This is a genomic window from Nocardioides luteus, assembly GCF_015752315.1.
Lineage (GTDB): Bacteria > Actinomycetota > Actinomycetes > Propionibacteriales > Nocardioidaceae > Nocardioides.
The window spans coordinates 4,878,244-4,899,387 of sequence record NZ_JADOVJ010000001.1 but is presented as its reverse complement, the minus strand read 5'-3'; the positions used below and the strand labels follow the sequence as shown (position 1 = coordinate 4,899,387).

Annotated in this window: 24 protein-coding genes and 1 tRNA gene; 14 read left to right on the top strand and 11 right to left on the bottom strand. The window is 69.1% G+C overall.

From position 1 onward, the window contains the following. Positions 1-201: 201 nt before the first annotated feature. The 4 genes from HD557_RS23445 (at position 202) to HD557_RS23430 (ending at position 3,596) form a co-directional block, all read left to right on the top strand. Positions 202-1,821: an MDR family MFS transporter gene (locus HD557_RS23445; RefSeq protein ID WP_231380428.1), complete on the top strand. Its 1,620-nt coding sequence runs from the start codon at positions 202-204 to the stop codon at positions 1,819-1,821. Continuing rightward, positions 1,818-2,291, top strand: coding sequence for a MarR family winged helix-turn-helix transcriptional regulator (locus HD557_RS23440; protein WP_196875655.1), 474 nt, complete (start codon positions 1,818-1,820; stop codon positions 2,289-2,291). Before HD557_RS23445 ends, HD557_RS23440 begins: the two co-directional genes overlap by 4 nt. 108 nt (positions 2,292-2,399) lie before the next feature. Then, complete coding sequence (locus HD557_RS23435) at positions 2,400-3,086, top strand: metal-dependent transcriptional regulator (protein WP_008362800.1); 687 nt, start codon at positions 2,400-2,402, stop codon at positions 3,084-3,086. 240 nt (positions 3,087-3,326) lie between these two features. Continuing rightward, entirely contained in the window at positions 3,327-3,596 is a 270-nt protein-coding gene (locus HD557_RS23430; protein ID WP_196875654.1) for a hypothetical protein, read from the top strand. Here the strand turns inward: HD557_RS23430 and HD557_RS23425 are convergent. From HD557_RS23425 to HD557_RS23415, 3 genes are read right to left on the bottom strand one after another with little or no spacing between them, the layout of a single operon-like run. After that, positions 3,582-4,475, bottom strand: coding sequence for a Sir2 family NAD-dependent protein deacetylase (locus tag HD557_RS23425; protein ID WP_196875653.1), 894 nt, complete (start codon positions 4,473-4,475; stop codon positions 3,582-3,584). The genes HD557_RS23430 and HD557_RS23425 overlap by 15 nt on opposite strands. Beyond that, a complete protein-coding gene (locus tag HD557_RS23420) occupies positions 4,472-4,741 on the bottom strand; it encodes a DUF2277 domain-containing protein (RefSeq protein ID WP_040756919.1) in 270 nt (89 codons plus the stop codon). The genes HD557_RS23425 and HD557_RS23420 overlap by 4 nt, the downstream gene beginning before the upstream one ends. A gap of 31 nt (positions 4,742-4,772) precedes the next feature. Next, on the bottom strand, positions 4,773-5,534 hold the full coding sequence (locus HD557_RS23415) for a response regulator (RefSeq protein ID WP_196875652.1): 762 nt from the start codon (positions 5,532-5,534) through the stop codon (positions 4,773-4,775). A gap of 148 nt (positions 5,535-5,682) precedes the next feature. Between HD557_RS23415 and HD557_RS23410 the strand changes: the two genes are divergently transcribed. Further along, positions 5,683-6,858, top strand: coding sequence for a saccharopine dehydrogenase family protein (locus HD557_RS23410; RefSeq protein WP_196875651.1), 1,176 nt, complete (start codon positions 5,683-5,685; stop codon positions 6,856-6,858). On the opposite strand, the gene HD557_RS23405 is transcribed toward HD557_RS23410, so the two are convergent. From HD557_RS23405 to HD557_RS23395, 3 genes are all read right to left on the bottom strand, one after another. After that, the gene (locus tag HD557_RS23405; protein ID WP_196875650.1) at positions 6,855-7,907 is read right to left on the bottom strand and encodes a LacI family DNA-binding transcriptional regulator; all 1,053 of its coding nucleotides are present in this window, start codon (positions 7,905-7,907) and stop codon (positions 6,855-6,857) included. The two genes, HD557_RS23410 and HD557_RS23405, sit on opposite strands and share 4 nt — an antisense overlap. Before the next feature lie 114 nt (positions 7,908-8,021). After that, the gene (locus tag HD557_RS23400) at positions 8,022-9,317 is read right to left on the bottom strand and encodes an Nramp family divalent metal transporter (protein WP_231380427.1); all 1,296 of its coding nucleotides are present in this window, start codon (positions 9,315-9,317) and stop codon (positions 8,022-8,024) included. Between the two features lie 257 nt (positions 9,318-9,574). Further along, positions 9,575-10,489 (bottom strand): dihydrodipicolinate synthase family protein, encoded by a 915-nt coding sequence (locus HD557_RS23395; RefSeq protein WP_196875649.1) that lies wholly within the window; start codon positions 10,487-10,489, stop codon positions 9,575-9,577. A gap of 169 nt (positions 10,490-10,658) precedes the next feature. On the opposite strand from HD557_RS23395, the gene HD557_RS23390 reads away from it, so the two are divergent. Then, positions 10,659-11,240, top strand: a complete 582-nt coding sequence (locus tag HD557_RS23390) for a DUF1349 domain-containing protein (protein WP_196875648.1) — start codon at positions 10,659-10,661, stop codon at positions 11,238-11,240. A 60-nt stretch (positions 11,241-11,300) separates the two neighbouring features. Here HD557_RS23390 and HD557_RS23385 read toward each other — a convergent pair. Then, positions 11,301-11,376 (bottom strand) — tRNA-Arg (locus tag HD557_RS23385). Positions 11,377-11,888: 512 nt separating this feature from the next. Here HD557_RS23385 and HD557_RS29120 point away from each other — a divergent pair. Next, positions 11,889-13,670: an LCP family glycopolymer transferase gene (locus tag HD557_RS29120; protein WP_307785693.1), complete on the top strand. Its 1,782-nt coding sequence runs from the start codon at positions 11,889-11,891 to the stop codon at positions 13,668-13,670. After that, complete coding sequence (locus tag HD557_RS23375; protein WP_196875647.1) at positions 13,670-13,882, top strand: hypothetical protein; 213 nt, start codon at positions 13,670-13,672, stop codon at positions 13,880-13,882. The genes HD557_RS29120 and HD557_RS23375 overlap by 1 nt, the downstream gene beginning before the upstream one ends. 24 nt (positions 13,883-13,906) lie before the next feature. Here the strand turns inward: HD557_RS23375 and HD557_RS23370 are convergent, their stop codons facing one another. The 4 genes from HD557_RS23370 to HD557_RS23355 form a co-directional block, all read right to left on the bottom strand. After that, positions 13,907-14,257: an MscL family protein gene (locus HD557_RS23370; RefSeq protein ID WP_231380426.1), complete on the bottom strand. Its 351-nt coding sequence runs from the start codon at positions 14,255-14,257 to the stop codon at positions 13,907-13,909. 67 nt (positions 14,258-14,324) lie between these two features. After that, positions 14,325-14,984 carry an SAF domain-containing protein gene (locus tag HD557_RS23365; protein ID WP_196875646.1) on the bottom strand — a complete coding sequence of 220 codons (660 nt, stop codon included), beginning with the start codon at positions 14,982-14,984 and terminating at the stop codon, positions 14,325-14,327. Positions 14,985-15,085: 101 nt separating this feature from the next. Continuing rightward, a complete protein-coding gene (locus HD557_RS23360) occupies positions 15,086-15,352 on the bottom strand; it encodes an FmdB family zinc ribbon protein (RefSeq protein ID WP_008362776.1) in 267 nt (88 codons plus the stop codon). A gap of 59 nt (positions 15,353-15,411) precedes the next feature. Then, complete coding sequence (locus HD557_RS23355) at positions 15,412-15,975, bottom strand: 5-formyltetrahydrofolate cyclo-ligase (RefSeq protein ID WP_196875645.1); 564 nt, start codon at positions 15,973-15,975, stop codon at positions 15,412-15,414. Positions 15,976-16,052: 77 nt separating this feature from the next. On the opposite strand from HD557_RS23355, the gene HD557_RS23350 reads away from it, so the two are divergent. The 6 genes from HD557_RS23350 (at position 16,053) to sepX (ending at position 21,108) form a co-directional block, all read left to right on the top strand. After that, positions 16,053-17,429, top strand: coding sequence for a UTP--glucose-1-phosphate uridylyltransferase (locus tag HD557_RS23350; protein ID WP_196875644.1), 1,377 nt, complete (start codon positions 16,053-16,055; stop codon positions 17,427-17,429). A gap of 10 nt (positions 17,430-17,439) precedes the next feature. Then, complete coding sequence (glp, locus tag HD557_RS23345) at positions 17,440-18,648, top strand: molybdotransferase-like divisome protein Glp (protein WP_008362772.1); 1,209 nt, start codon at positions 17,440-17,442, stop codon at positions 18,646-18,648. Continuing rightward, a complete protein-coding gene (moaC, locus tag HD557_RS23340; RefSeq protein ID WP_196875643.1) occupies positions 18,648-19,118 on the top strand; it encodes a cyclic pyranopterin monophosphate synthase MoaC in 471 nt (156 codons plus the stop codon). The genes glp and moaC overlap by 1 nt, the downstream gene beginning before the upstream one ends. Then, positions 19,115-19,591 carry a MogA/MoaB family molybdenum cofactor biosynthesis protein gene (locus HD557_RS23335; protein ID WP_196875642.1) on the top strand — a complete coding sequence of 159 codons (477 nt, stop codon included), beginning with the start codon at positions 19,115-19,117 and terminating at the stop codon, positions 19,589-19,591. The genes moaC and HD557_RS23335 overlap by 4 nt, the downstream gene beginning before the upstream one ends. A gap of 12 nt (positions 19,592-19,603) precedes the next feature. After that, positions 19,604-20,203: a GNAT family N-acetyltransferase gene (locus tag HD557_RS23330; protein ID WP_008362769.1), complete on the top strand. Its 600-nt coding sequence runs from the start codon at positions 19,604-19,606 to the stop codon at positions 20,201-20,203. A 101-nt stretch (positions 20,204-20,304) separates the two neighbouring features. Beyond that, positions 20,305-21,108 carry a divisome protein SepX/GlpR gene (sepX, locus tag HD557_RS23325; protein ID WP_196875641.1) on the top strand — a complete coding sequence of 268 codons (804 nt, stop codon included), beginning with the start codon at positions 20,305-20,307 and terminating at the stop codon, positions 21,106-21,108. Positions 21,109-21,144: the final 36 nt, after the last annotated feature.

Sequence of the window (21,144 nt, the reverse complement as noted above, 5' to 3'; positions counted from 1 at the left end):
GGGGAGCTGGCAATCCAACGGCAGCCACCCGACCCGCAGGCGTACCGGACTCATCCACCGGGTCGGCCACCTGGCCCGCCTGCGGGTCGTCCCGTTTTCGAGGGTCGACCACGAGTGGTGACAAGTTGCGTTTAGCAACTAACCCGGCGTACATTGGTTGCCGATGTTCAACCAATTCTTGTGAGAGAGCCGAGTCCCCACTTGTCAGAGTCCACGCAGTCCTCGCAGGCCGTCGCCGCGCCGGAGATGACCCATCGCCAGATCATGGAGGTCCTCTCGGGCCTGCTGATGGCGCTCTTCGTCGCCATGCTGTCCAGCACGTCGGTCGCCAACGCCCTGCCGCGGATCGTCACCGACCTCGGCGGCACCCAGGGCGGCTACACCTGGATCGTCGTCTCGAGCATGCTGGCGATGACCGCGACGACGCCGATCTGGGGCAAGCTCGCCGACCTCTACAACAAGAAGGTCCTGGTGCAGGTCGCCCTCGGCCTGTTCATCGTCGGCTCGGCGATCTGTGGGCTGGCCCCGTCGATGCCGGTGATCATCACCGGCCGCGTGATCGCCGGCCTGGGCATGGGTGGCATCGTCGCGCTGATCCAGGTGATCATCGCGACGATCGTCTCCCCGCGTGAGCGCGGCCGCTACTCCGGCTACATCGGCGCGGTCTTCGCGCTGGCCACCGTCATCGGCCCGCTCGTGGGCGGCGTGGTCGTCGACTCCCCGGTCGGCTGGCCCGGCGTCTTCTACGTCGGCGTCCCGTTCGCCGTGGTCGCCTTCATCCTGCTGCAGAAGACCCTGCACGTCCCGCACGTACGCCGCGAGGTCAGCATCGACTACCTCGGTGCGTTCCTGCTGGTCGCCGGTGTCTCGATGCTGCTGATCTGGGTCACCCTGGGCGGTGAGTCCTTCGAGTGGGCCTCGCTGATGTCGTACGCCCTGGTCGCCGGCAGCCTCGTCGTGCTCGCCGTCGCGATCCTGATCGAGGGCCGGTTCGCCAAGGAGCCGATCATCCCGCTGCGGCTCTTCCGCGACCGCACCATGGTGCTCTCCACGGTCGCCTCGTTCTTCGTGGGTGCGGGAATGTTCGGTGCGACGGTCTACCTGCAGCAGTACTTCCAGACCGCCCGCGGGATGACGCCGACCCACGCCGGCCTGATGTCGATCTGCATGGTGCTCGGGCTCTCCGTGGCCGGCATGGTCACCGGACGCCTGATCAGCGCCACCGGGCGCTGGAAGCGCTACCTGCTCTTCGGCGGTGTCATGCTGCCGATCGGGCTCTACCTGCTCAGCACGATCGACGAGCACACCAACCTCGCGCTGGTCGGTGCCTTCATGGCCGTCGTCGGCCTCGGTGTCGGTGCCACCAACCAGAACCTGGTGCTCGCGGTGCAGAACAACCTCGACACCAAGGACATGGGTGCCGGCTCCTCGGTGGTCGCCTTCTTCCGGTCGATGGGCGGCTCGATGGGCATCGCCGCGCTCGGCGCCGTGCTCTCCCACCGGGTCGAGGACGTCATCACCGACGGCATCCCCGAGCTGGTGGCCAGCGGCAAGGTCACCCCCGAGGAGCTGCAGAGTCTGCAGAGCGGCGGGCTCGCCGACCCGGCGAGCATGCCCAGCGCGATGCAGGCCCTCTACGAGCACGCCTTCGCCGTCGCCACCGCCGACCTCTTCCTGGTGGCCATCCCGTGCGCCCTGCTCGCGCTGGTCGCTATCGTGGGCATCAGGGAGGTTCCGCTCAAGACGACCGTCGACGACCTCCCCGACGAGAAGGCCCTCGCCGAGGCCGAGACCGACGCCGAGGGAGCTGTTCGGAGATGACTGACGAGCCCGCCGTGGACGACGGGATCGATGCCCCGCGGGTGGAGTCGCTGATCCGGCTCGAGGCCGAGGTCGGCGTGCTCATGCGGCGGGCGAAGCGGGCGATGCGCGACCGCGGCCGGATGGTCCACCCCGACCTCCCGCCGGGCGGCTACATGGTGCTGACCTGGGTCGCGGAGCACGGCCCGCTGCGCGCTTCCGCCCTCGTCGACGCGCTCGGCATCGACAAGGGTGCGGTCAGCCGGATGGTGCAGGCGATCGTCGACCTCGGTCTGCTCGAGCGCCATCCCGATCCCGAGGACGGCCGGGCCAGCCTGGTCTCGCTGACCGCCGAGGCGCGCGAACGGCTCGACCGGGTGGCCCGGGAGCGTCGCGTACGTTTCAACGACCGACTGTCCAACTGGAGTCCCGACGACATAGACCGGCTCAGCGCTATGCTTTCGAGATACAACGAAGCCCTCGAGCGCTAGGGCACCTAGGGGATCACCGTGATGATCTCTCCTGCAGGCCGACGTCGTCCGGGACACACCCTGCTGGGTTCGGTTTTTTTGACTGATTCAAGGATGTAGGATTACCCCGTGAGCGACCTCATCGACACCACCGAGATGTACCTTCGCACCATCTATGAGCTGGTCGAAGAGGGAATCGTTCCGCTGCGCGCCCGCATCGCCGAGCGCCTGCACCAGTCGGGTCCGACGGTCTCCCAGACCGTCGCCCGGATGGAGCGCGACGGTCTGCTCACGGTCGAGGGTGACCGTCACCTGCAGCTCACCGACGAGGGCCTTCGCCTGGCCACCCGGGTGATGCGCAAGCACCGGCTCGCGGAGCGGCTGCTCACCGACGTCATCGGCCTCGACTGGGAGCTCGTCCACGAGGAGGCGTGCCGCTGGGAGCACGTCATGTCGGACACCGTCGAGAAGCGTCTGCTCGACCTGCTCGGCGACCCGACCGAGTCGCCCTACGGCAACCCGATCCCCGGTCTCGACGAGCTCGGTGGCAAGCCGGCCGACGAGGACTTCATGGCCGGCGTCCAGTCGCTGACCGCCGCGGCGGGCTCCGAGCGCGCCACCGTCCTGGTGCGACGTATCTCCGAGGAGATGCAGAAGGACGAGTCGCTGATGAGCGCGCTGCGCCGGGTCGGTGCGATCCCGGACCAGACCGTCGCCATCAAGGCGACCCCCGACGGGGTCCTGCTCGGTTCCGGTGGGGAGACCGCGGAGATCATCCCCGAGGCCGCGGACCATATCTTCGTCAAGGCGCTCTGACCCGCAGATTCACCGCCGATCGGCTCCACGAGTCGGCATCGGTGTGGCAACCACGCACCCACTTTTGCAACCGTGGGTGAAATTCTCTCGACGTCGGCAGAATTCGGCACATCACTCTGGACCGATTACGTCATCGATGCTTATGTTTGACGTGCGGGGCCTGCTGGAGGCCAGTGATCCATGTGGGCTTCAGCAGTTGTCATGTCGAGACTTGCGGGGGTCTCCGGAGGGGAGAGCTCTATGGAGGTCGTTCATCTGCCCGCTCGCGGTCGCGAGCTGGATGAGACGTTCCGCCCAGTCGCCGTCCACCACACCGACACCGGCCTGACCCGTCACCTCGAGCGGGGCGAGGAGATCGTGCTCACCGACCTCGGTGGGGACTTCCACAGCGCCAAGGTGCTGCTGATCGACGAAGGTCCGGTCTACCACTTCTTCATCGGGGCCAGACTGTCGGTCGACGAGGCCGCCGGCCGCATGGCAGACATGCCGATCCAGTCACGCTCTGCGTGAGGACAGCGCGGTGAGGAACTCGCTGGTCCCCACCTCCAGCTTGTACGTAGCCTCCCCATCGCCCCTGGTGGCACCACGGTTGACGATGACGACCGGGATCCCGGCCTTGGCCGCCCGGCGTACGAACCGATAGCCACTCATCACCGCCAGACTCGAGCCCGCGACGAGCAGCACGCCCTTCCCCTCGTGCCGCTCGCCGCGGAGCTCGGAAGCTCCCGGGTCCATCGCGAGCGCGTCGACCGCATCCATGCACCGGGCGACCCGGTCCTTGGGCACGTTCTCCCCGAAGAAGACGACGTCGGGCTTGAGGATGCCGCCGCAGATCTCGCAGTCGGGAACGACGAAGTCCTGCGTCTCCTCGAGGGCGACGTCACCGTCGGGCCGGCTCTCCACGTCCGCGTGCGCCTCGGCCCAGCCGGCGTTGAGCGCCTCCATCCGCACCTGGAGGTCGCGGCGCGGGCTCACCGTGCGGCACGACAGGCAGATCACGTCGACCACCCGGCCGTGCAGCGTCACGATCCGGCCGCTCCTGGCCAGCTCCGGCGCCGCCTGCTCGTGCAGACCGTCGACGTTCTGGGTGATCAGCAGCTCGGGGTCGATCGTGGCCAGCGCGCGGTGGCCGGCGTTCGGCACGGCGCTGCCCATCCGCCGCCAGCCGAGGTGGCTGCGCGCCCAGTAGCGCTGCCTCTCCTGCGGGCCCGAGATGAACTGCTGGTAGGTCATCGGCTGCCGTGATGGGCTGCCCGGGCTGCGGTAGTCGGGGATGCCCGAGTCGGTCGAGACGCCGGCCCCGGTCAGCACCACGAGTCGCCGGTCCTGGAGGAGAGCCAGGGCTGCTTCGTACGAATCCTCGGTGATCGCCTCTGCGGCGAGGGTCACGACGCGTACCTCGCCTCGGCGCGAGCCTTGCGCTTGGCGGCCTCGACCTCGCGGTTCTTCTTCGGGGCGTTGGTGACCAGGTCGTCGAGGAGATGCCGGGTGATGTGGGCGATCTCGGCAACGGCGTGGTCGAAGGCCTCCTGGTTGGCGGCCGAGGGCTTGGTGGTGCCGCTCACCTTGCGTACGAACTGCAGGGCGGCAGCGGTGACCTCGTCGTTGGTGGCAGGCGGCTCGAAGTTGTGGAGCGGGCGGATGTTGCGGCACATGCCATCCACGGTACTCGGATCGTCGAGGTGGTCACCGGGAACGACCGGGTGCGTGGGAAGGAGACTGGCCGCGAGGATGCGGGGGCACCGGCCCGCCGTTGGGACCCGGGCCCTTGGCCGGCCTCGCGTTGTCGCCCGGGGGCGCCGGCCGGGGGACGACGCCGTCCTCGAGCAGCTGGCTCGCCATCAGCGCGGCCTGGGTGCGGTGGCTGACGCCGAGCTTGGCGAGGAGCCCGGTGATGTGGTTCTTGACGGTCTTCTCCGCGAGCACCAGCCGGTCGGCGATCTCCCGGTTGGAGATGCCCTCGGCGAGCAGCACCAGGATCCTGCGCTGCTGCGGGGTCAGCTCGGCGACCACCTCGTGCATCCGACGGCGCTCCTCGACGTTGTGCACGACCTTGGCGGCCGCCTCGGGGTCGAAGAGGGTGTGGCCGCTGGCCACGAGGCGTACGCCGGAGACCAGGCTCGTCGCCTCGATCTGCTTGAGCACGTAGCCGGCGGCGCCGGCCATGATCGCCTGGCTCATCACCTCGTCGTCGGCGTCGGTGGCCAGGATCAGGCAGCGGATGTCGCTCTTCATCGCCAGCGCCTCGCGGCACAGCGCGACGCCGGCGGAGTCGGGAAGATGGGCGTCGAGGATGAGTACGTCAGGACGGAGCGTCGCGATCAGCGGGCGTGCCTCGGCGGCGGTGCGCGCCTCGCCGACGACCTCGATGTCCGACTCGCGCCGCAGCACCGTACGCACGCCGACACGCACGACGTCGTGACCGTCGGCCAGCAGAACGCTGATCACCGCGTCGCCCACAGGCTCGTCTCACTCATCTCGTCGTTGGGGATGGTGCCGAAAGAAACCGCTTAAGAGTATCCCTATTGATGCAACATTTGATCACTCAGAGACCCGTGCCGTCTCGGATTTCGTTGCTTCTGGAAAGGTAGCGGCTATGACGACTTCTCGCGATCTCGACATCGTCCTCTTCGGTGCGACCGGGTTCACCGGCGGTCTGGTCGCCGAGTATCTCGCCGCGAATGCGCCCGACGGACTGCGGTGGGCGCTCGCGGGCCGCTCCTTGTCACGCCTGGAGACCGTTCGCGAGGGGCTCGGCTCCGGCGAGGTCGAGCTCATCCAGGCAGACGTGAACGATTCGGCCTCGCTGGCCACGCTGGCGGCTCGTGCGCGCGTCGTGATCAGCACGGTCGGTCCCTACCTCGAGTTCGGGGAGCCCCTGGTCAAGGCCTGCGCGGAGGCCGGCACCGACTACGTCGACCTCACCGGAGAGCCCGAGTTCGTCGACCGGATGTTCGTGATGTACGACGCCACCGCCCGCGCCAACGGCGCCCGGATCGTGCACGCCTGCGGGTTCGACTCGATCCCGCACGACCTCGGCGCCTATTACACCGTGCGCGAGCTCGCCGCCGGTGGCGAGATCACCGGCCCGTTGACGATGAAGGGCGTCGTACGCACCAACGCCACCTTCTCCGGTGGCACCTTCCACTCGGCGCTCGGGCAGATGTCGCGTCCCCGGGAGATGGCGGCCGCCTCGCGCGAGCGCCGGGCGCTCGAGGTGCGGCCGGAGGGACGTACGTCTCGGCCGGCGAAGCCCCGGATCGGTCGTGACAGCGAGCTCGGCTACTGGCTGCTGCCGCTGCCGACCATCGATCCGTTCATCGTCGCCCGCTCCGGCCGGGCCCTGGAGGCGTACGGCCCCGCCTTCACCTACTCGCACTTCGCCGGGACCAAGACGCTGCGGTACGCCGTCGGTGGCGCGCTCGGCGCCGGCGGCCTCGCGTTCGCGATGCAGGTGCCGCCGCTGCGCGCCAAGCTCGGCGAGCGGGTCAAGCAGGGCACCGGACCCTCCGAGGGCCGGCGCGAGAAGTCGTGGTTCACGGTCGACTTCGTCGCCGAGACCGACGGCCGGAAGATCCACACCAAGGTGTCCGGAGGCGACCCCGGCTACACCGAGACGGCGAAGATGCTCGCCGAGTCGGCGTTGTGCCTCGCCTTCGACACGCTTCCCGAGACCTCCGGGTCGGTGACCACCGCGGTCGCCATGGGCGACGCGCTCCTCGAGCGGCTCCAGGCTGCGGGGATCCGCTTCGAGGTGGTTGCGGCCTCCTAGCGCAGGCCGCCCGCGCGCGGGGGTGCCGTGGAGGCGCGCGGGATCAGCGAGGGCATGAGGGTCGTGGTCGTGCCGGGCGGGGTCCCGCCGGGCGAGGCGAGCAGGCGGGCAAGCGCAGCGACGGCGCGCGCGGCGATCTGGTCGAACGGCACGTGGACGGTCGTGAGGGGTACCGGCAACCGAGCCGCCAGCGGGATGTCGTTGTAGCCCACGACCGAGAGCTGGTCCGGAACGCTCAGCCCGGCTGCCCGCGCAGCTGCCAGGACACCCACCGCGGTGTTGTCGTTGACGGCGAACACGGCGGTGGGGCGCGGCGAGGTCGAGAGAATGCGACGGCCGACCTCCTCCCCGGACTCCATCCCGAACGTCGACGGGTGGATGAGGTGGTCGACGTCATCGATGCCGGCCTCGGCCATCGCCCGCCTGAACCCGGCGACACGTCCGACGGCGCTCGACGCGTAGGACGGTCCGGCGACCAGTGCGATCTCGCGGTGGCCGAGGTCCAGGAGGTGGCGAGTGGCCAGGTAGCCGCCGAGCTCGTCGTCGCCGACGACGGCCGGCGTCACGCCGTCGTGCCGTAGGGCGAGGACCAGGGGAACGCCGCGCTCGCGGAGGTCGGTGATCACCGCATCGTCCGGGCGCGCGGTGGTGAGGACGAGCCCGTCGACGTGTTGGTCCAGAAGGCTCTCCACCGCCGACCGCTCGGAGGCCGGGTCGTCGGCGGTCGTGGCCACGATCGCGAACATCTGGCGCTCGGCGGCGGCGGTGGCGATGTTCTCGAAGAGGATGGCCATCACGGTGTCGGTCAGGCGGGGCACGAGCACCCCGATGGTCCCGCTCTGCTGGCGCCGCAGGGCAGAGGCACGGGAGTCCTTGCGGTAACCCAGACGGGCCGCCACCTCGCGTACGCGTTCGGCGGTCTCGTTGCGCGAAGGGGGCAACCGCTCGTCCAGTACGCGGGAGACGGTCGAGGTGCTGACGCCGGCCTCTCGGGCGACGTCGCGGATCGTCGCACGCGCGGATCGTGCCTGGCCTGCTGTATCCGTCATGTGTGTCACCTTCTCGCCGTCGGCGCGAGCATAACCGCTCCGGCGGCGTGGACCTGCGGAGCAGGACGGCCCGGCCGGCAGCTGATGCCGGTCGGGCCGTACGTCCGCCACGGCTCACAAGGTGGAGAGCAGGGTGGTGACGGTGTCGATGAGCTGGTAGCACATGGCGATGATGGTGACGAGCCCGACCGCGGCGAGCACGTTCTGCCACCAGCGGTTGCGCAGACCGCCCATCAGGCGGCGGTTGTTCGAGAGAATCACCAGCAGGATGCCCAGCAGCGGGGCGATCAGGACGGTCATCGCCTGCGCGACGATGATCAGCTGCACCGGCGATGTGCCCGCGGCGAGGATGGTGACGGTCGCGCCGAAGGTGAGGACGCCGACGATGCCGACCCGCACCCGGCTGGACGCGATCTGGTTCCCGAGTCCCAGTCCGTCGGCGAGGAGCGTTCCGCCCGCCGTGGCGTTCGCGATCATGGCGGAGAGGGCGGCGCCGAAGAAGCCGAGGGCGAAGATCGTCCGGCCGACCTCGCCGGCGACGGGCTCGAGGACCGCGGAGAACTGCTCGATGGTGGCTCCGGCCGGTCCGCCCTCGCCGGCGAGCGTGGCCGCGGCCGCGGCGATCACGAGTGCGGTCATCATGCCGGGAGCGAGGATCCCGGGGATCGTGTCGGCGATCGTCGTGTCGCGGTAGTCCTCGGGCCGGAGGCCACGTTCGCGGCTGGCGTAGCCGGCGTAGAAGGCGGCGTTGAGGGAGAAGTTCGTGCCGACGAGGGCAACGATGAGGAGCCCGACACCGTGCGGCACGGTGGGAACGACCGCACCTTCGGCGACTCCCATCCAGTCCGGCTTCGTGACGATGGCCGTGACGATGAAGGCGGCTGCCATCAGGGCGACGATCGCCAGCACCAGCTTCTCGATCACCTTGTAGGCACTGCGGGTGAAGAGGATCGCGACGACGAGGACGCTGCACGCGATGGTCCAGATGACGGGCTTGCCGCCGAGCACGAGCGAGAGACCGAGGCCGGTGCCCACCGCGTTGCCGACGGAGAAGCACAGCGTGATGCCGAAGACGCCGAGTCCGGCTGCGACACCCGTGGGCTTTCCGAGCGTCTCCTTGATGGTCGCCACGACGGAGCCGCGTGACGACATACCGATACGGACGCTCATGTCCGCGAAGACGAGCATGAGCACGGTCGAGAGCACGATGACCCAGATGAGGTCGTAGGTGTAGAGGCTTCCGGCCTGGACGGCAGAGACGAGATTGCCGGGCCCGAACTGCCAGGCGCCGACGATGAAGGCGGGGCCCATCAGCTTCAGCATCTGGAGGACGCCCCGCCTGCGAACCGGGGAGGCTGGGTGGCGTTCGGTGCTGACGGCGTCGGAGGGTACGGCGGTGGGGTGGGACATGGGGAGGTCCTCTCATCTCGGCACGGCCCCGACGCCAGCGGGGATGTGCGGAAGAATGCTCACGACGCAACGGGCGTCGGGCGGGGACGGCGGCCGACCGTGACAGTCGCCATGATGCCGTCGATGATGCTCCGCGAGAAGCCTCTGTCAGTGGTGACGGGATGCGGAGCGTGGGGCCGCGAGCCGAAGGCGTCGCCGGTCGTACGGTGCGGGGTGGGTGCCGGCCCACGCGGATCGTGGCGGGGCCGGCACCGGTCTCAGATGATGCCCGCGTGCTTGAGCGCGAGCGAGATCTCGCCCTGGGCCTCGGGTGCCAGCGGCAGCAGCGGCGGCCGCACGGCGGCGTGCTCGAGCTTGCCGCGCTCGACGAGGGCCAGCTTGAGCGCGACGGTCCCCTCCATGTGGGAGCCGCGGTGATAGACGTTCTTGGTGACGGGGAGCAGGGTGTCGTGGATGCGGCGCGCCTCGGGATAGTCCTTGGCCTTGCCCGCTGCGATGAACTCGACGAGCAGCTCGGGAGCGATGCCTCCGTAGCCGACCAGCAGGCCGTCGACATCGAAGATCGTGTGCAGCAGGTATTCGTCGTGGCAGCTCAGGATCTGCAGGTCCGGGAGCTCTTGGCGGAGGACAGGGATCTCGGTGTCCCAGCGGCGCATGTTGCGCACCCCGTTCTTGGTGGCGAAGACGCCGGGCTGGGCCCCGATCTCGAGCTGGGTGGCGAGGTCGTAGCTGGCCTTGGTGGCGTCGGGGTACTGGAACAGGATGAGCGGGAGGCCGGACTCCTCGTGCACGATGCGGTAGCGCTCCTGAGGGGCGCCCTTCTGGAACCCGAAGCGCAGCCAGCCGTGCGAGGGGTAGAGGAGGCCGGCACGCGCGCCGGCCTCCATCGCGCGCTTGGCCTCGAGTCCGGCGACCTTGTCGCCCTCGCCGGTGATGCCGGCGATCACCGGTACGTCACCGGCGTTCTCCACGGCGACCTCGATGACCCGCACCTGCTCCTCGGGGGTGAGGTAGGTGCCCTCGCCGGCGTGGCCCAGGTAGACCAGCCCGGTGATGCCGGGGATCGAGGCGTACCAACGGGTGAGCGAGGCGAGGGCGTCGTAGTCGACCTCGAGGTCGCGAGTGAAGGGTGTGACGGGCGCGGGGGTGAGGCCGCGAAGGTCGAGGTTCATGAGCGAGGCTCCTCGTGTCTGGGACGGATGGGAACGTTAGCGGGAACGTTCCCATTCATAGTGTGTGACGGACCTCATATCAGTCAAGGGGCCGAGGAGAACTTTGCTTTGGCGGCTGCAGCCGGCCGGCTGAGTCGCCTCGGGAGCCGACCGACCTAGGATCACCGCCATGAATTCACTCGACTGGTCGGCAGGCCGGTGGACGCACGAGCCGGCCGCCGCCCGGGTGACGCCCGAGGGCGTCCTGGTCGCGACCGCGGTGGAGGGCAGCGACGCCTGGCGGCACACCGCGTACGGCTTCGTGCACGACACCGAGCACGCGCTCGTCGCTCCGCTCGCTCCGGGGTCGGCGATGGAGGTCGAGTTCGGCACGCCGTTCTCGCAGCAGTTCGACCAGGCCGGGATCTTCGTCCGTGCCTCGGATGAGCACTGGGTCAAGGCCGGTATCGAGTTCGCCGACGGTGTTCCTCAGATCGGCGCGGTCGTGACCGACGGCCGATCGGACTGGTCGGCCTCGTCAGCTCCCGAGTGGGGCGACACCCGGGTGACGTTCCGGGTGAGCTGGGCGGACGACGCGCTGACGATCCGTGCGCGCAGGGAGGATGCGAGCTGGCAGCTGGTGCGCGTACTTCCGTTCGAGACGCGCCGTGAGGTGAGCGCGGGGCCGTTTCTCTGCGCTCCGACACGTGCAGGGCTCGAGGTCCCGTTCTTCGACTGGAGGGTCGGGGCGCCGGACGGCTCTCTGCACTGACGCTATCCGCAGGTCAGCGGCCTCACGGGGCCGGTCCGGGATGGTGTGGCGGGTGGTTCGTGGTGCCCCAGGCAAGAGTCGAACTTGCGACCTTTCGCTTAGGAGGCGGCTGCTCTATCCACTGAGCTACTGGGGCGTTCGCGGATATCTTGCCATGGTGGCGGGTGATACTACGGTTTGGGGTTCGATGCGGTCAGGGGCCAAACTTGGGGCCCTCGCGTAGGTTGAGTCACCGTCGACTCAACCCGAATCCCCCCGATGACAAGCGACGAGTGACGGTGATCTATGCCTGACCCCTCCCTGCCTCCCCGACGTGGGGGTGCGGATTCTGGCTCGGGCGTGTCCGGATTCGAGTGGATGTACGGCGCCGACGAGGCTGCCGGCAATGAGTCTGGGGGGACTCGTTCCGGCCGTGGTGCCCGGGCCGCTGACGTACCGACCGACCAGCCGTCGGCGGAGCCCGGCGGTGGACGGCGGGCCGCGCGTCCGCAGTCCGAGTTCGTGTCGCCGCCGCCTCCGGGCCCAGGTCCGGGGCCGGGGTCAGCGGGCGGTGGTCGCCGCGCTGCGCGTCCGGCTCGTCAGGAGCCGGCTCCGGTCGATCGTTCCGTCGCCGAGCCGCCGCGTGTCGACCCTCTGCGCGTCGAACCGGTGCGGCGGGAGCCGACCCGGGCCGAGCGCTACCAGGCGATGGGCCGGGGGAGCGCGGGTGCGTCACCGACGCCTGCTCCGCCGTCACCTCAGGAGTGGGGCGACCCGGACTTGACCGCGGTCGCGCCGGCGCTGCGCGAGACACCACGCGAGACACCGCGCCCCGCCCGTCACGTACCCCCGCCGCCCGCGCCGACGCCCTCCCTCGAGGAGACCGCGGTCGCGCCCGCGCCCGAGTGGTATCGCCAGGATCCTCAGCCGGTTCCGTCCGCGCCCAAGGTCCCCGACCAGCAGCTCGCCCCGCCGGCTGCCCGCGAGTTCGACTGGAACGCCCCTGCCCCCGCCGAGCGGCCCCGCGGACGTACGTCCTCGCGTGACGAGCTGCACGAGGCCCGGCATGAGGCCTATCCCGCTCCGGAGCGCCGGGGCGCGTCGTACGCGTCGGGCTACGACGACGAGCCGTATGACGACTACCCGCCCCAGGGCGGCTACGAAGAGCCGTACGCCCCCTACCCGGGTGACGAGGACGAGGACCGCGACAAGCCGCGGATCAGTGTGTGGCAGGTGCTCAGCTCGACCTTGCTCGTGCTGGCGCTGATCGTCGGGCTGTTCGTCGTCTACACCTACCGCGACCTCAAGTCGAACATCACCACCGTCAGCCTCGGAGAGAAAGCGGCGGATGTCGGTCCGAAGGAGCCGATCAACATCTTGGTGATGGGCTCGGACAGCCGCGATTGCGAAGGGTGCGGCGTCGATGGTGAGAGCGGTGGCGGTTCGGACACCAACATCCTGCTGCACCTGTCCGCCAACCGGAAGTTCGCCTACGGCGTCTCGATCCCTCGCGACACGATGGTGAACCGCCCTTCCTGCAAGACCGAGGACGGGAGCACGGCGCCGGCGGAGTACGTGCGGTGGAACGCCGCGTACGCGACGGCCGGTCCGACCTGCACGATCACCCAGCTGGAGTCCGTCGCCAGCGAGATGTGCGGCAAGAAGTGCGACATCACGGTCAACCATCTCGTGGTCGTCGACTTCGCGAGCTTCAAGGGAATGGTCGACGCCATCGACGGCGTCGACGTCTGTCTTCCCGAGGAGGTCGATGACAAGTACACCGGCGCTCACTTCGACGCGGGCAAGCAGAGGCTGACGGGTAAACAGGCCCTCAACTACGTACGCCTGCGACACGGCCTCGGTGACGGCGGTGACCTCGACCGGTCCAAGCGCCAGCAGGCGTTCATCGGGTCGATGGCGGCCAAGCTGCTCTCCGGCGACACCCTGTCCAGTCCTACGAAGGTGCTCAGCTTCCTCAACGCCGCGACCAAGGGCTTGACCATGGACGAAGGCCTCAAGGACAACCTCGAGACGATGGCGAAGATCGGCGCCGGGTTCAAGAGCATCGGGATGGAGAACATCAAGTTCCTCACCATCCCGACGGTTCCCGATCCCGAGAACCCCGAGGCGACCGTCGTCCTCGACGAGGAGAAGGCGAAGAACGTCTTCAAGGCCATCGCCAACGACAAGCCGCTGACCAAGAAGATCGCCGCCGGGGCGCTGGACGCCGGAGAGGCTTCCGGCAAGAAGAGCAAGGACACGGGCGACGCGCCGTCTGACAGTGGCTCGACCGACGGCGAGACCGCGGACACGAAGCCCTCTGAAGATGCGGCGACCGGTGAGTCGTCGGACACCGCGTCCGACGGTGCCAGCAGCGGCGCTTCCGAGGAAGAGCTCGCCCAGATCGCCGAAGAGGCGAAGGCGGCGCGTGAGCGGGCGGGTCTCTGCTGATGGACGAGGACACCTCCTCCGAGACGGCAGGGCCGGAGGAGCCCGAGGAGCCGGAGGAGCCGGAGTGGCAGCGCAAGCAGCGGCTGGCGCGGATCTTCGGTGACGTACTCCCCGAGACGACTCAGGACGAGCGGGAGGCGTCGGCCGAGTCGGAGGAGTCGGCGTCGGACCGATGGCTGAAATCGCAGGTGCCGCCTCACCACGGTGGGTGAGACGGCACCTGGGTGCGACCGGGATCAGCGGGCGCTGAGGCTGTCGCGGATCTGCTTGAGGATGTCGATCTCCGTCTCGCCCGGGTCCGGGTCCGGGAAGAAGCGCTCCTTGGCGTGGGTGTAGGGCTTCACGATGAGGAAGTAGACGACCGAGGCCATGATGAGGAAGGCGATCACCGCGGTCAGCCATGCGCCGAGGCTGATGCCCTGCGGCTCGTAGTTCGAGAAGTCCGGCGTGCCGCCGAGCTTGCCGAGCAGGTCCATGATGATGTCAACCGTCGCGGTCACGACCGTGGCGAACGCGCCACCCATGATGAAGGCGACCGCGAGTTTGATCAGGTCGCCCTGGAGCAGGAACTTCTTGAAACCGTCCATGTCTTGCATTTCTCCTGTGCTCATTGTGTGAGGTGAAGGAGACCCCGGATATGGCGTGCGTGGGCCGTCAGTACGCGAAGGTGAGGTAGCCACCCACCCCTGCTGATGTGACGTCCTCGACGCTGCTCGCGGCGACTCCGACGATGACCAGACGCCCCGCCGAAGTGTTCGTGACGCCAAACCCTTCGGTCTTTCCTTGTCCCGAAGAATCATTCCGGTTCGGCTCGATGCCTTGAGGGAGGCTGAGGATCAGCGTGTCGGTGGTGACCCGGGCGGTCTCGGCGGTGGCGGGGTCGGTGGCGTAGAGGTCCACGGTGTCGCCCACATGGAGCAGGCCGGCCATCTCGGCATCGGGGAGCCGGACCGGGACCGCCACCAGATCGGGGTGTCCCTCGGTCAGCTCCGGCCCCACGAGACGTACGTCGGTGACGGGCTCGCCCCGCCGCAGGGGAGCCGCGAGGCGCTCACCGAGCGGCGCCTCGGCGAGGTCGGCGGGCACGCTGCCGGGGTCGGCCTCGATGTCGGTCAGGTCGGCAGCGGTGAGGACCGTGCCGACCGGCAGATCTCGGGACGCGACCGCCATCGTGGAGGTGTCGGGTGGGTCCGGCCGGGTGGCCGAGAACCCGATCGCGACCGCCGAGGCGGTCAGCAGGAACGCCAGCAGGCGTCGGTGGGCGAGGACCCCGCGGCGTACGCGACGGGTGAAGGACGTGATTCGAGTGAGCATGCGGGCACGCTAGGTCGCCCCCGCGATTCCCGCATCTCGCTATCCACAGCCCAGCTGATGGTGTGGATGAACCTGTGGATAACCCGCCGTCGCGGGCGGTCTCAGTCCGAGGAGCCGGAGGCTGCGGGAGCCGGGGACGAGGTGCTCGAGGACGACGTCGAGGACGTGGACGACGTCGACGAGGACGAACCGGAGCGCGAGTCGGTGCGGTAGAAGCCGGAGCCCTTGAAGACGACGCCGGCGGCGCTGAAGACCTTGCGCAGCTTGCCGCCGCACTCGGGGCACTCGGTCAGCGAGGCGTCGCTGAAGCTCTGGAACTGGTCGAAGGCGTGGCCGCACTCGGTGCAGGCGTACTGATAGGTGGGCACGTTTCTCCTAGAACAGAATCTGGCACTCGTCGGGTGCGACTGCCAATATTAGCGAACGCCTAGGAGAAGCGCTGCATTCCCTCCGCGCTCGCGGCCGCACCCACGGCCCGGTCGTGGTCCTCCACCGGCACCGGGACGCCGATCTCCCACGGATAGAGAAGTGCGCAGGTAAAGGTTCCGGCCGGCACCCGAGCCAGGATCCGGTCGTAGGAGCCACCGCCCCGTCCCATCCGATGTCCCCTCGAGTCGACGGCCAGGCCCGGGACGAGCACCACGTCTGCCCCGGCGATCGCGGAGACGCCCAGCCGCTCCCCGCCGGGCTCCAGCAGCCCCCGAGCCGCCCGGACCAGCTCTCCGTCGTAGACGGCCCAGTCCAGGTCGTTGTCCGGCAGCAGGCACGGAAGGAGGATGCGTTTCCCGGCTGCGTCCAGCTCGTCGATAAGAGGTCCGGTGCCCGGTTCGGTGCCGATCGAGACGTAGAGGGCAACCGTGGCGGCGCTGCGTACGTCTGGAATATCAGTGACCACCTGCGACAGGGCGCGCGCGAGCGAGCCCAGCCGGGGGAGCCCGATGCGCCCCCGGGTGGTCAACAACTGGTCGCGTAAGGCAGTCTTGCGCCCCACGAAGTCAGCGGGGGCTGGACCTTCAGAACCCGGAGGGGTGTGTGAACCCGACACAACGACAGCCTAGGCTTTCCTTTATGGGTAGCCCAGGTTTGGCCAAGGCAATGGCGAAGATGCGCGACGCCGGCGTGGAAGACGTCGCGGTGCAGACATTCGCACATTACTACCGCCAGCTCGAGCACGGGGAGACCGGGATGATCCCGGAGGACACGATCGAGCCGGTCGACATCCCGTCGATCAGTGACGCCGTGGTCAGCGACGACGAGGCGCACGCCGCCATCTCCACCACCGCGGTGATCAAGCTCAACGGTGGCCTCGGCACCTCGATGGGCATGGACCGCGCCAAGTCGCTGCTGTGCGTGCGCAAGGGCCTCAGCTTCCTGGACGTGATCGCCCGCCAGATCCTGCACATGCGCGAGAAGTACGACGTACGCCTCCCGCTGCTGCTGATGAACTCCTTCCGCACCTCCGAGGACAGCCTGGCCGCGCTCGAGCGCTACCAGGACCTTCCGGTCGAGGGGCTGCCGCTGGAGTTCCTGCAGAACCGCGAGCCGCGCCTGCTCGTCGACGACCTGACCCCGGTCGAGTGGCCCAAGGACCCCGAGCTCGAGTGGTGCCCGCCGGGCCACGGCGACATCTACACCGCCCTGCTCGACACCGGGCTGCTCGACCTGCTCATCGAGCAGGGTTACGAGCGCGTCTTCGTCTCCAACTCCGACAACCTCGGTGCCGTCCCCGACGAGAAGGTCGCCGGCTGGTTCGCGAAGAGCGGAGCGCCCTTCGCCATCGAGGCCGTACGCCGCACCCCGAGCGACCGCAAGGGCGGTCACTTCGCGCGCCGCAAGTCCGACGGTCGCCTCATCCTGCGCGAGACCGCGCAGACGCGCGACGAGGACAAGGTGGCGCTGCAGGACCTCAGCCGCCACAAGTACTGCTCGACCAACAACATCTGGTTCGACCTCAAGGCGCTCAAGAAGGTCCTCTCCGAGCGCGACGGCATCCTCGGCCTGCCGCTGATCCGCAACGAGAAGACCGTCGACCCCTCGGACCCGAACACCCCGAAGGTCGTCCAGATCGAGACCGCCATGGGCGCCGCGATCGAGGTCTTCGAGGGCTCGCAGCTGATCGAGGTCGGCCGCGACCGGTTCGTGCCGGTCAAGACGACCAACGACCTGCTCGTGCTGCGCTCCGACGTCTACGACATCGGCGAGGACTTCGTGCTCGACCAGGTCGCCGACGAGGTGCCGTTCATCGACCTGGACGGCGACTACTACAAGTACGTCGCCAACTTCGACGAGCGCTTCCCCGAGGGTGCTCCGTCGCTGCGGAAGGCGTCCTCGCTGACCGTCAACGGCGACTGGACCTTCGGCAAGGGCGTCCAGGTCATCGGGGCGGTCGAGCTCGACGGCGCCAACGCCGAACGCGTCGCGCCCGCCACCGTGCTGTCCGACTAGTGTTGGCGGGGTGACCCCCGCCGAATACCGCGAGCGAATCCTGGCCGATCTCGAGCCGATGCCGGCCTACCCGCAGCCCCTGATGGACTGCCTCGGGCTGGCGGTGGCCGAGGACATTCATGCCGAGGTCGCGCTCCCGGGCTTCGACAACTCCTCGATGGACGGCTACGCGGTCCGCTACGCCGACGTCGCGACCGCCTCGGCGGACGCACCGGTGCGGCTGCCGGTGCTCGGTGAGATCGGCGCCGGACAGGCCTCGCTGCTGGCGCTGCCGCCGGGTGCGGCGGCGAAGATCATGACGGGCGCTCCGCTGCCCACGGGCGCCGACACGGTCGTGCCCTACGAGTGGACCGACCGCGGCGTCGCCGAGGTCGAGATCCGGCAGACGCCCGAGGAGGCCCAGCACGTCCGCTACGCGGGCGAAGACGTCGCCAAGGGCGACCTGCTCATCCCCGCGGGCACGGTGCTCGGCCCACGCCATCTGGGTCTGATCGCCTCGGTCGGACGCGCCCAGGTGGCCGTGCGGCCGCGGCCCCGGGTCGTGGTGCTCTCGACCGGCACCGAGCTGCGCGAGCCCGGCGAGACGCTGGGTCACGACTCGATCTACGACGGCAACTCCTTCCTCCTGGCCGCCGCCGCCCGCAAGGCCGGCGCGATCGCCTACCGCGTCGGGATCGTGCCCGACGAGCCGCGGGCGTTCATGACCGCGCTCTCCGACCAGCTCGTCCGTGCCGACCTGGTGGTCACCTCCGGCGGCGTCTCGATGGGCGACTACGACGTGGTCAAGGAGGCGCTGACGCCGGAGGGCGTCTGGTTCGGTCCGGTGAGCATGCAGCCGGGCAAGCCCCAGGGCTTCGGCCGGATCGGTGAGGAGCGGGTGCCGGTCCTGTGTCTCCCCGGCAACCCGGTCTCCTCGTTCGTCTCCTTCGAGCTCTTCGTGCTCCCGGCGCTGCGCCGGCTGATGGGCATGACCCCCGAGGCCCGTCCGGCGCGCCGTGCCGCGCTGACCCACGGCGTACGCTCCCCGAAGGGCAAGGAGCAGTATCTCCGCGGTTGGTACGACGGCTCCCGTGCCGGTGTCTCGCCCATCGGCGGCCCGGGATCGCACCTGATCGGTGACCTGGCCGGCGCGAACTGCCTGATCGTGATCCCGCCGGAGACGACCTCGCTGGACAAGGATGCCGAGGTCGACGTGATCGAGCTGGATGTGGAGTTCTGATGGCTGACCGGTTGACCCATGTCGACGAGACCGGCGCTGCGCGGATGGTCGACGTGTCCGAGAAGGCGGTCACCACCCGCACCGCGACCGCCTCCGGGCGAGTTCTGGTCTCTCCTGAGGTGATCGAGCTGCTCCGTGGCGAGGGCGTACCCAAGGGCGATGCGCTCGCCGTCGCCCGCATCGCCGGGATCATGGGCGCCAAGAAGACGCCCGACCTGATTCCGCTGTGCCATCCGTTGGCGATCTCCGGCGTCAAGGTCGAGCTGAGCGTCTCCGACGAATCGGTCGATATCGCCGCGACCGTGAAGACCACCGACCGCACCGGTGTCGAGATGGAGGCACTGACCGCTGTGGCGGTGGCCGGCCTCACCGTGGTCGACATGATCAAGGCCGTCGACAAGAGGGCGGTCATCACCGATATCCGCGTCGAGACGAAGACCGGCGGAAAGTCGGGTGCGTTCCAGAGATGAGCCTGAAAGCCACCGTCGTCGTCGCCTCCAACCGCGCCTCGGCCGGTGTCTACGAGGACACCACCGGCCCTCTCCTGGTCGCCTTTCTCGAAGAGCTCGGCTTCGTGGTCGGCCCTCCCGAGGTCGTACGCGACGGCGACCCGGTCGGCGAGGCGATCGCCCGGGCCGCGAACGAGGGGGCGCGGGTCGTCCTCACCACCGGAGGCACGGGCCTGACCCCCACCGACCGCACCCCTGAGGTCACCCGGCCGCTGCTCGATCGTGAGATCCCCGGCATCGCCGAGGGCATCAGAGCGGCCGGAGTGGCCAAGGGGATCCCGACGGCGCTACTGTCCCGCGGTCTGGCCGGTCAGATCGGAGCGTGCATTGTGGTGAACCTTCCCGGGTCCCGGGGCGGGGTGAAGGATGCGATCGATGTGTTGCGTCCGGTGCTGCCCCACGCCGTGGAGCAGTCGGTCGGCAGCGATCACTGATTGGGACCATTGATGACCGATCCCGGCTGGCCCGCCGTCCTGTCCCACGGCGCGGTGACCGTACGCCCTCTCGACCGTAGCGACGCCAAGGCGTGGACCGAGGCGCGCCGCCGCTCGGCTGCCTGGCTGCACCAGTGGGACGCGACCGTGCCCCCGGGTTCGAGCGCCCGGCCCACGACGTTCGCCAGCCTCGTACGTCGTCTTCGGCGTCAGGCCAAGCGCGGCGTGACCTATCCGTTCGCGATCGATGTCGACGGTGTCTTCGCAGGTCAGGTCACGGTCAACAACATCGTTCGCGGGTCCGCGCAGTTCGCCTCGATCGGCTACTGGATCGACCAGGGCTTCGCCGGCCGGGGCGTGATGCCGCTGGCGGTGGCGCTGGTCATCGACCACTGCTTCACCACCGCTCGGCTGCACCGGGTCGAGATCTGCATCCGCCCGGAGAACTCCAACTCGCTCCGTGTCGTGGAGAAGCTCGGAATCAACGAGATCGGATATGCGCCTCGATTCCTGCATATCGACGGCGCCTGGCGAGATCACCGAATCTTCGCGATAACGGTCGAGGAATGTCACCAGGGAATGCTGGCCAGACTGGGTTTGTCACCTGAATGAGGCATTGACGTCGGCGTGTCCTTCTGAAATCACACAAGTCACACGCGACACACCACTGCACGTCCGCCTACGGGCTGGTAATGGCTCCTACGCTTCTTAACGTGGACCCGAGCGCACTCATCTTCGTCGCCCTCGCCGTGGCGTGGGCGGTGTACTTGGTGCCTAAAGCGCTCGAGCACACGGCGACGGCCGAGGACGGGACGAAGAGCCGGGCCGGCGCCGCCATCTCCAAGTCCCGCCGGATCCTCGCACGGCGAGAGGCCACGGGCAAGGACTCCACCGACCTGGTGACCGAGAAGTCCTCGAAGAAGCCCGAGGTCGAGAAGTCTGCTCCACGGCCGGTCCCGATAGCCGTACGCCGCCGCGCGGCTCGCGTCGCGGCCAAACGCCGCAGCATCGTGCTCGGTGTGCTCGTCCTCGGCTTGGCCGCGGTCGGTGCGCTCGCCGGCTTCGGTGTCTTCGGCCCGGTCTGGATCTCGATCCCGGCCGGGCTCGTTGTCGCCTGGCTGGTCACCTGCCGGCTCAGCGTGCGCCACCAGCGCGAGGTCTGGGCGCGGATCCCGTTCCCGGAGGACATCCCCGAGCCGGAGCCCGTCGCCCCGCCCCGGGTCACCTTCGACATCGACCAGGACACCGGCGACCTGGTGGCCGTCGTCGAGCACGACGACACCGGCGAGCAGCTCCCCGAGGGTGCCTGGAAGCCGGTGGAGACGCCGCTGCCGACGTACGTCTCCAAGGAGGCGGCGCCGCGCCGCACCGTGCGCACCATCGACCTGGACGCCACCGGAGTGTGGAGCTCGGGCCGCAACGCCGCCGACTCCGAGCTCGTCCGCCAGGCCGAGGAGGCTGAGCGCGCCGCGGCTTCGGCGGCCGAAGAGGCGCGCGGCCGCGCCACGGGCTCCTGAAGCCCTACTGATTGGGTAACACCCGCGACGAGGTGC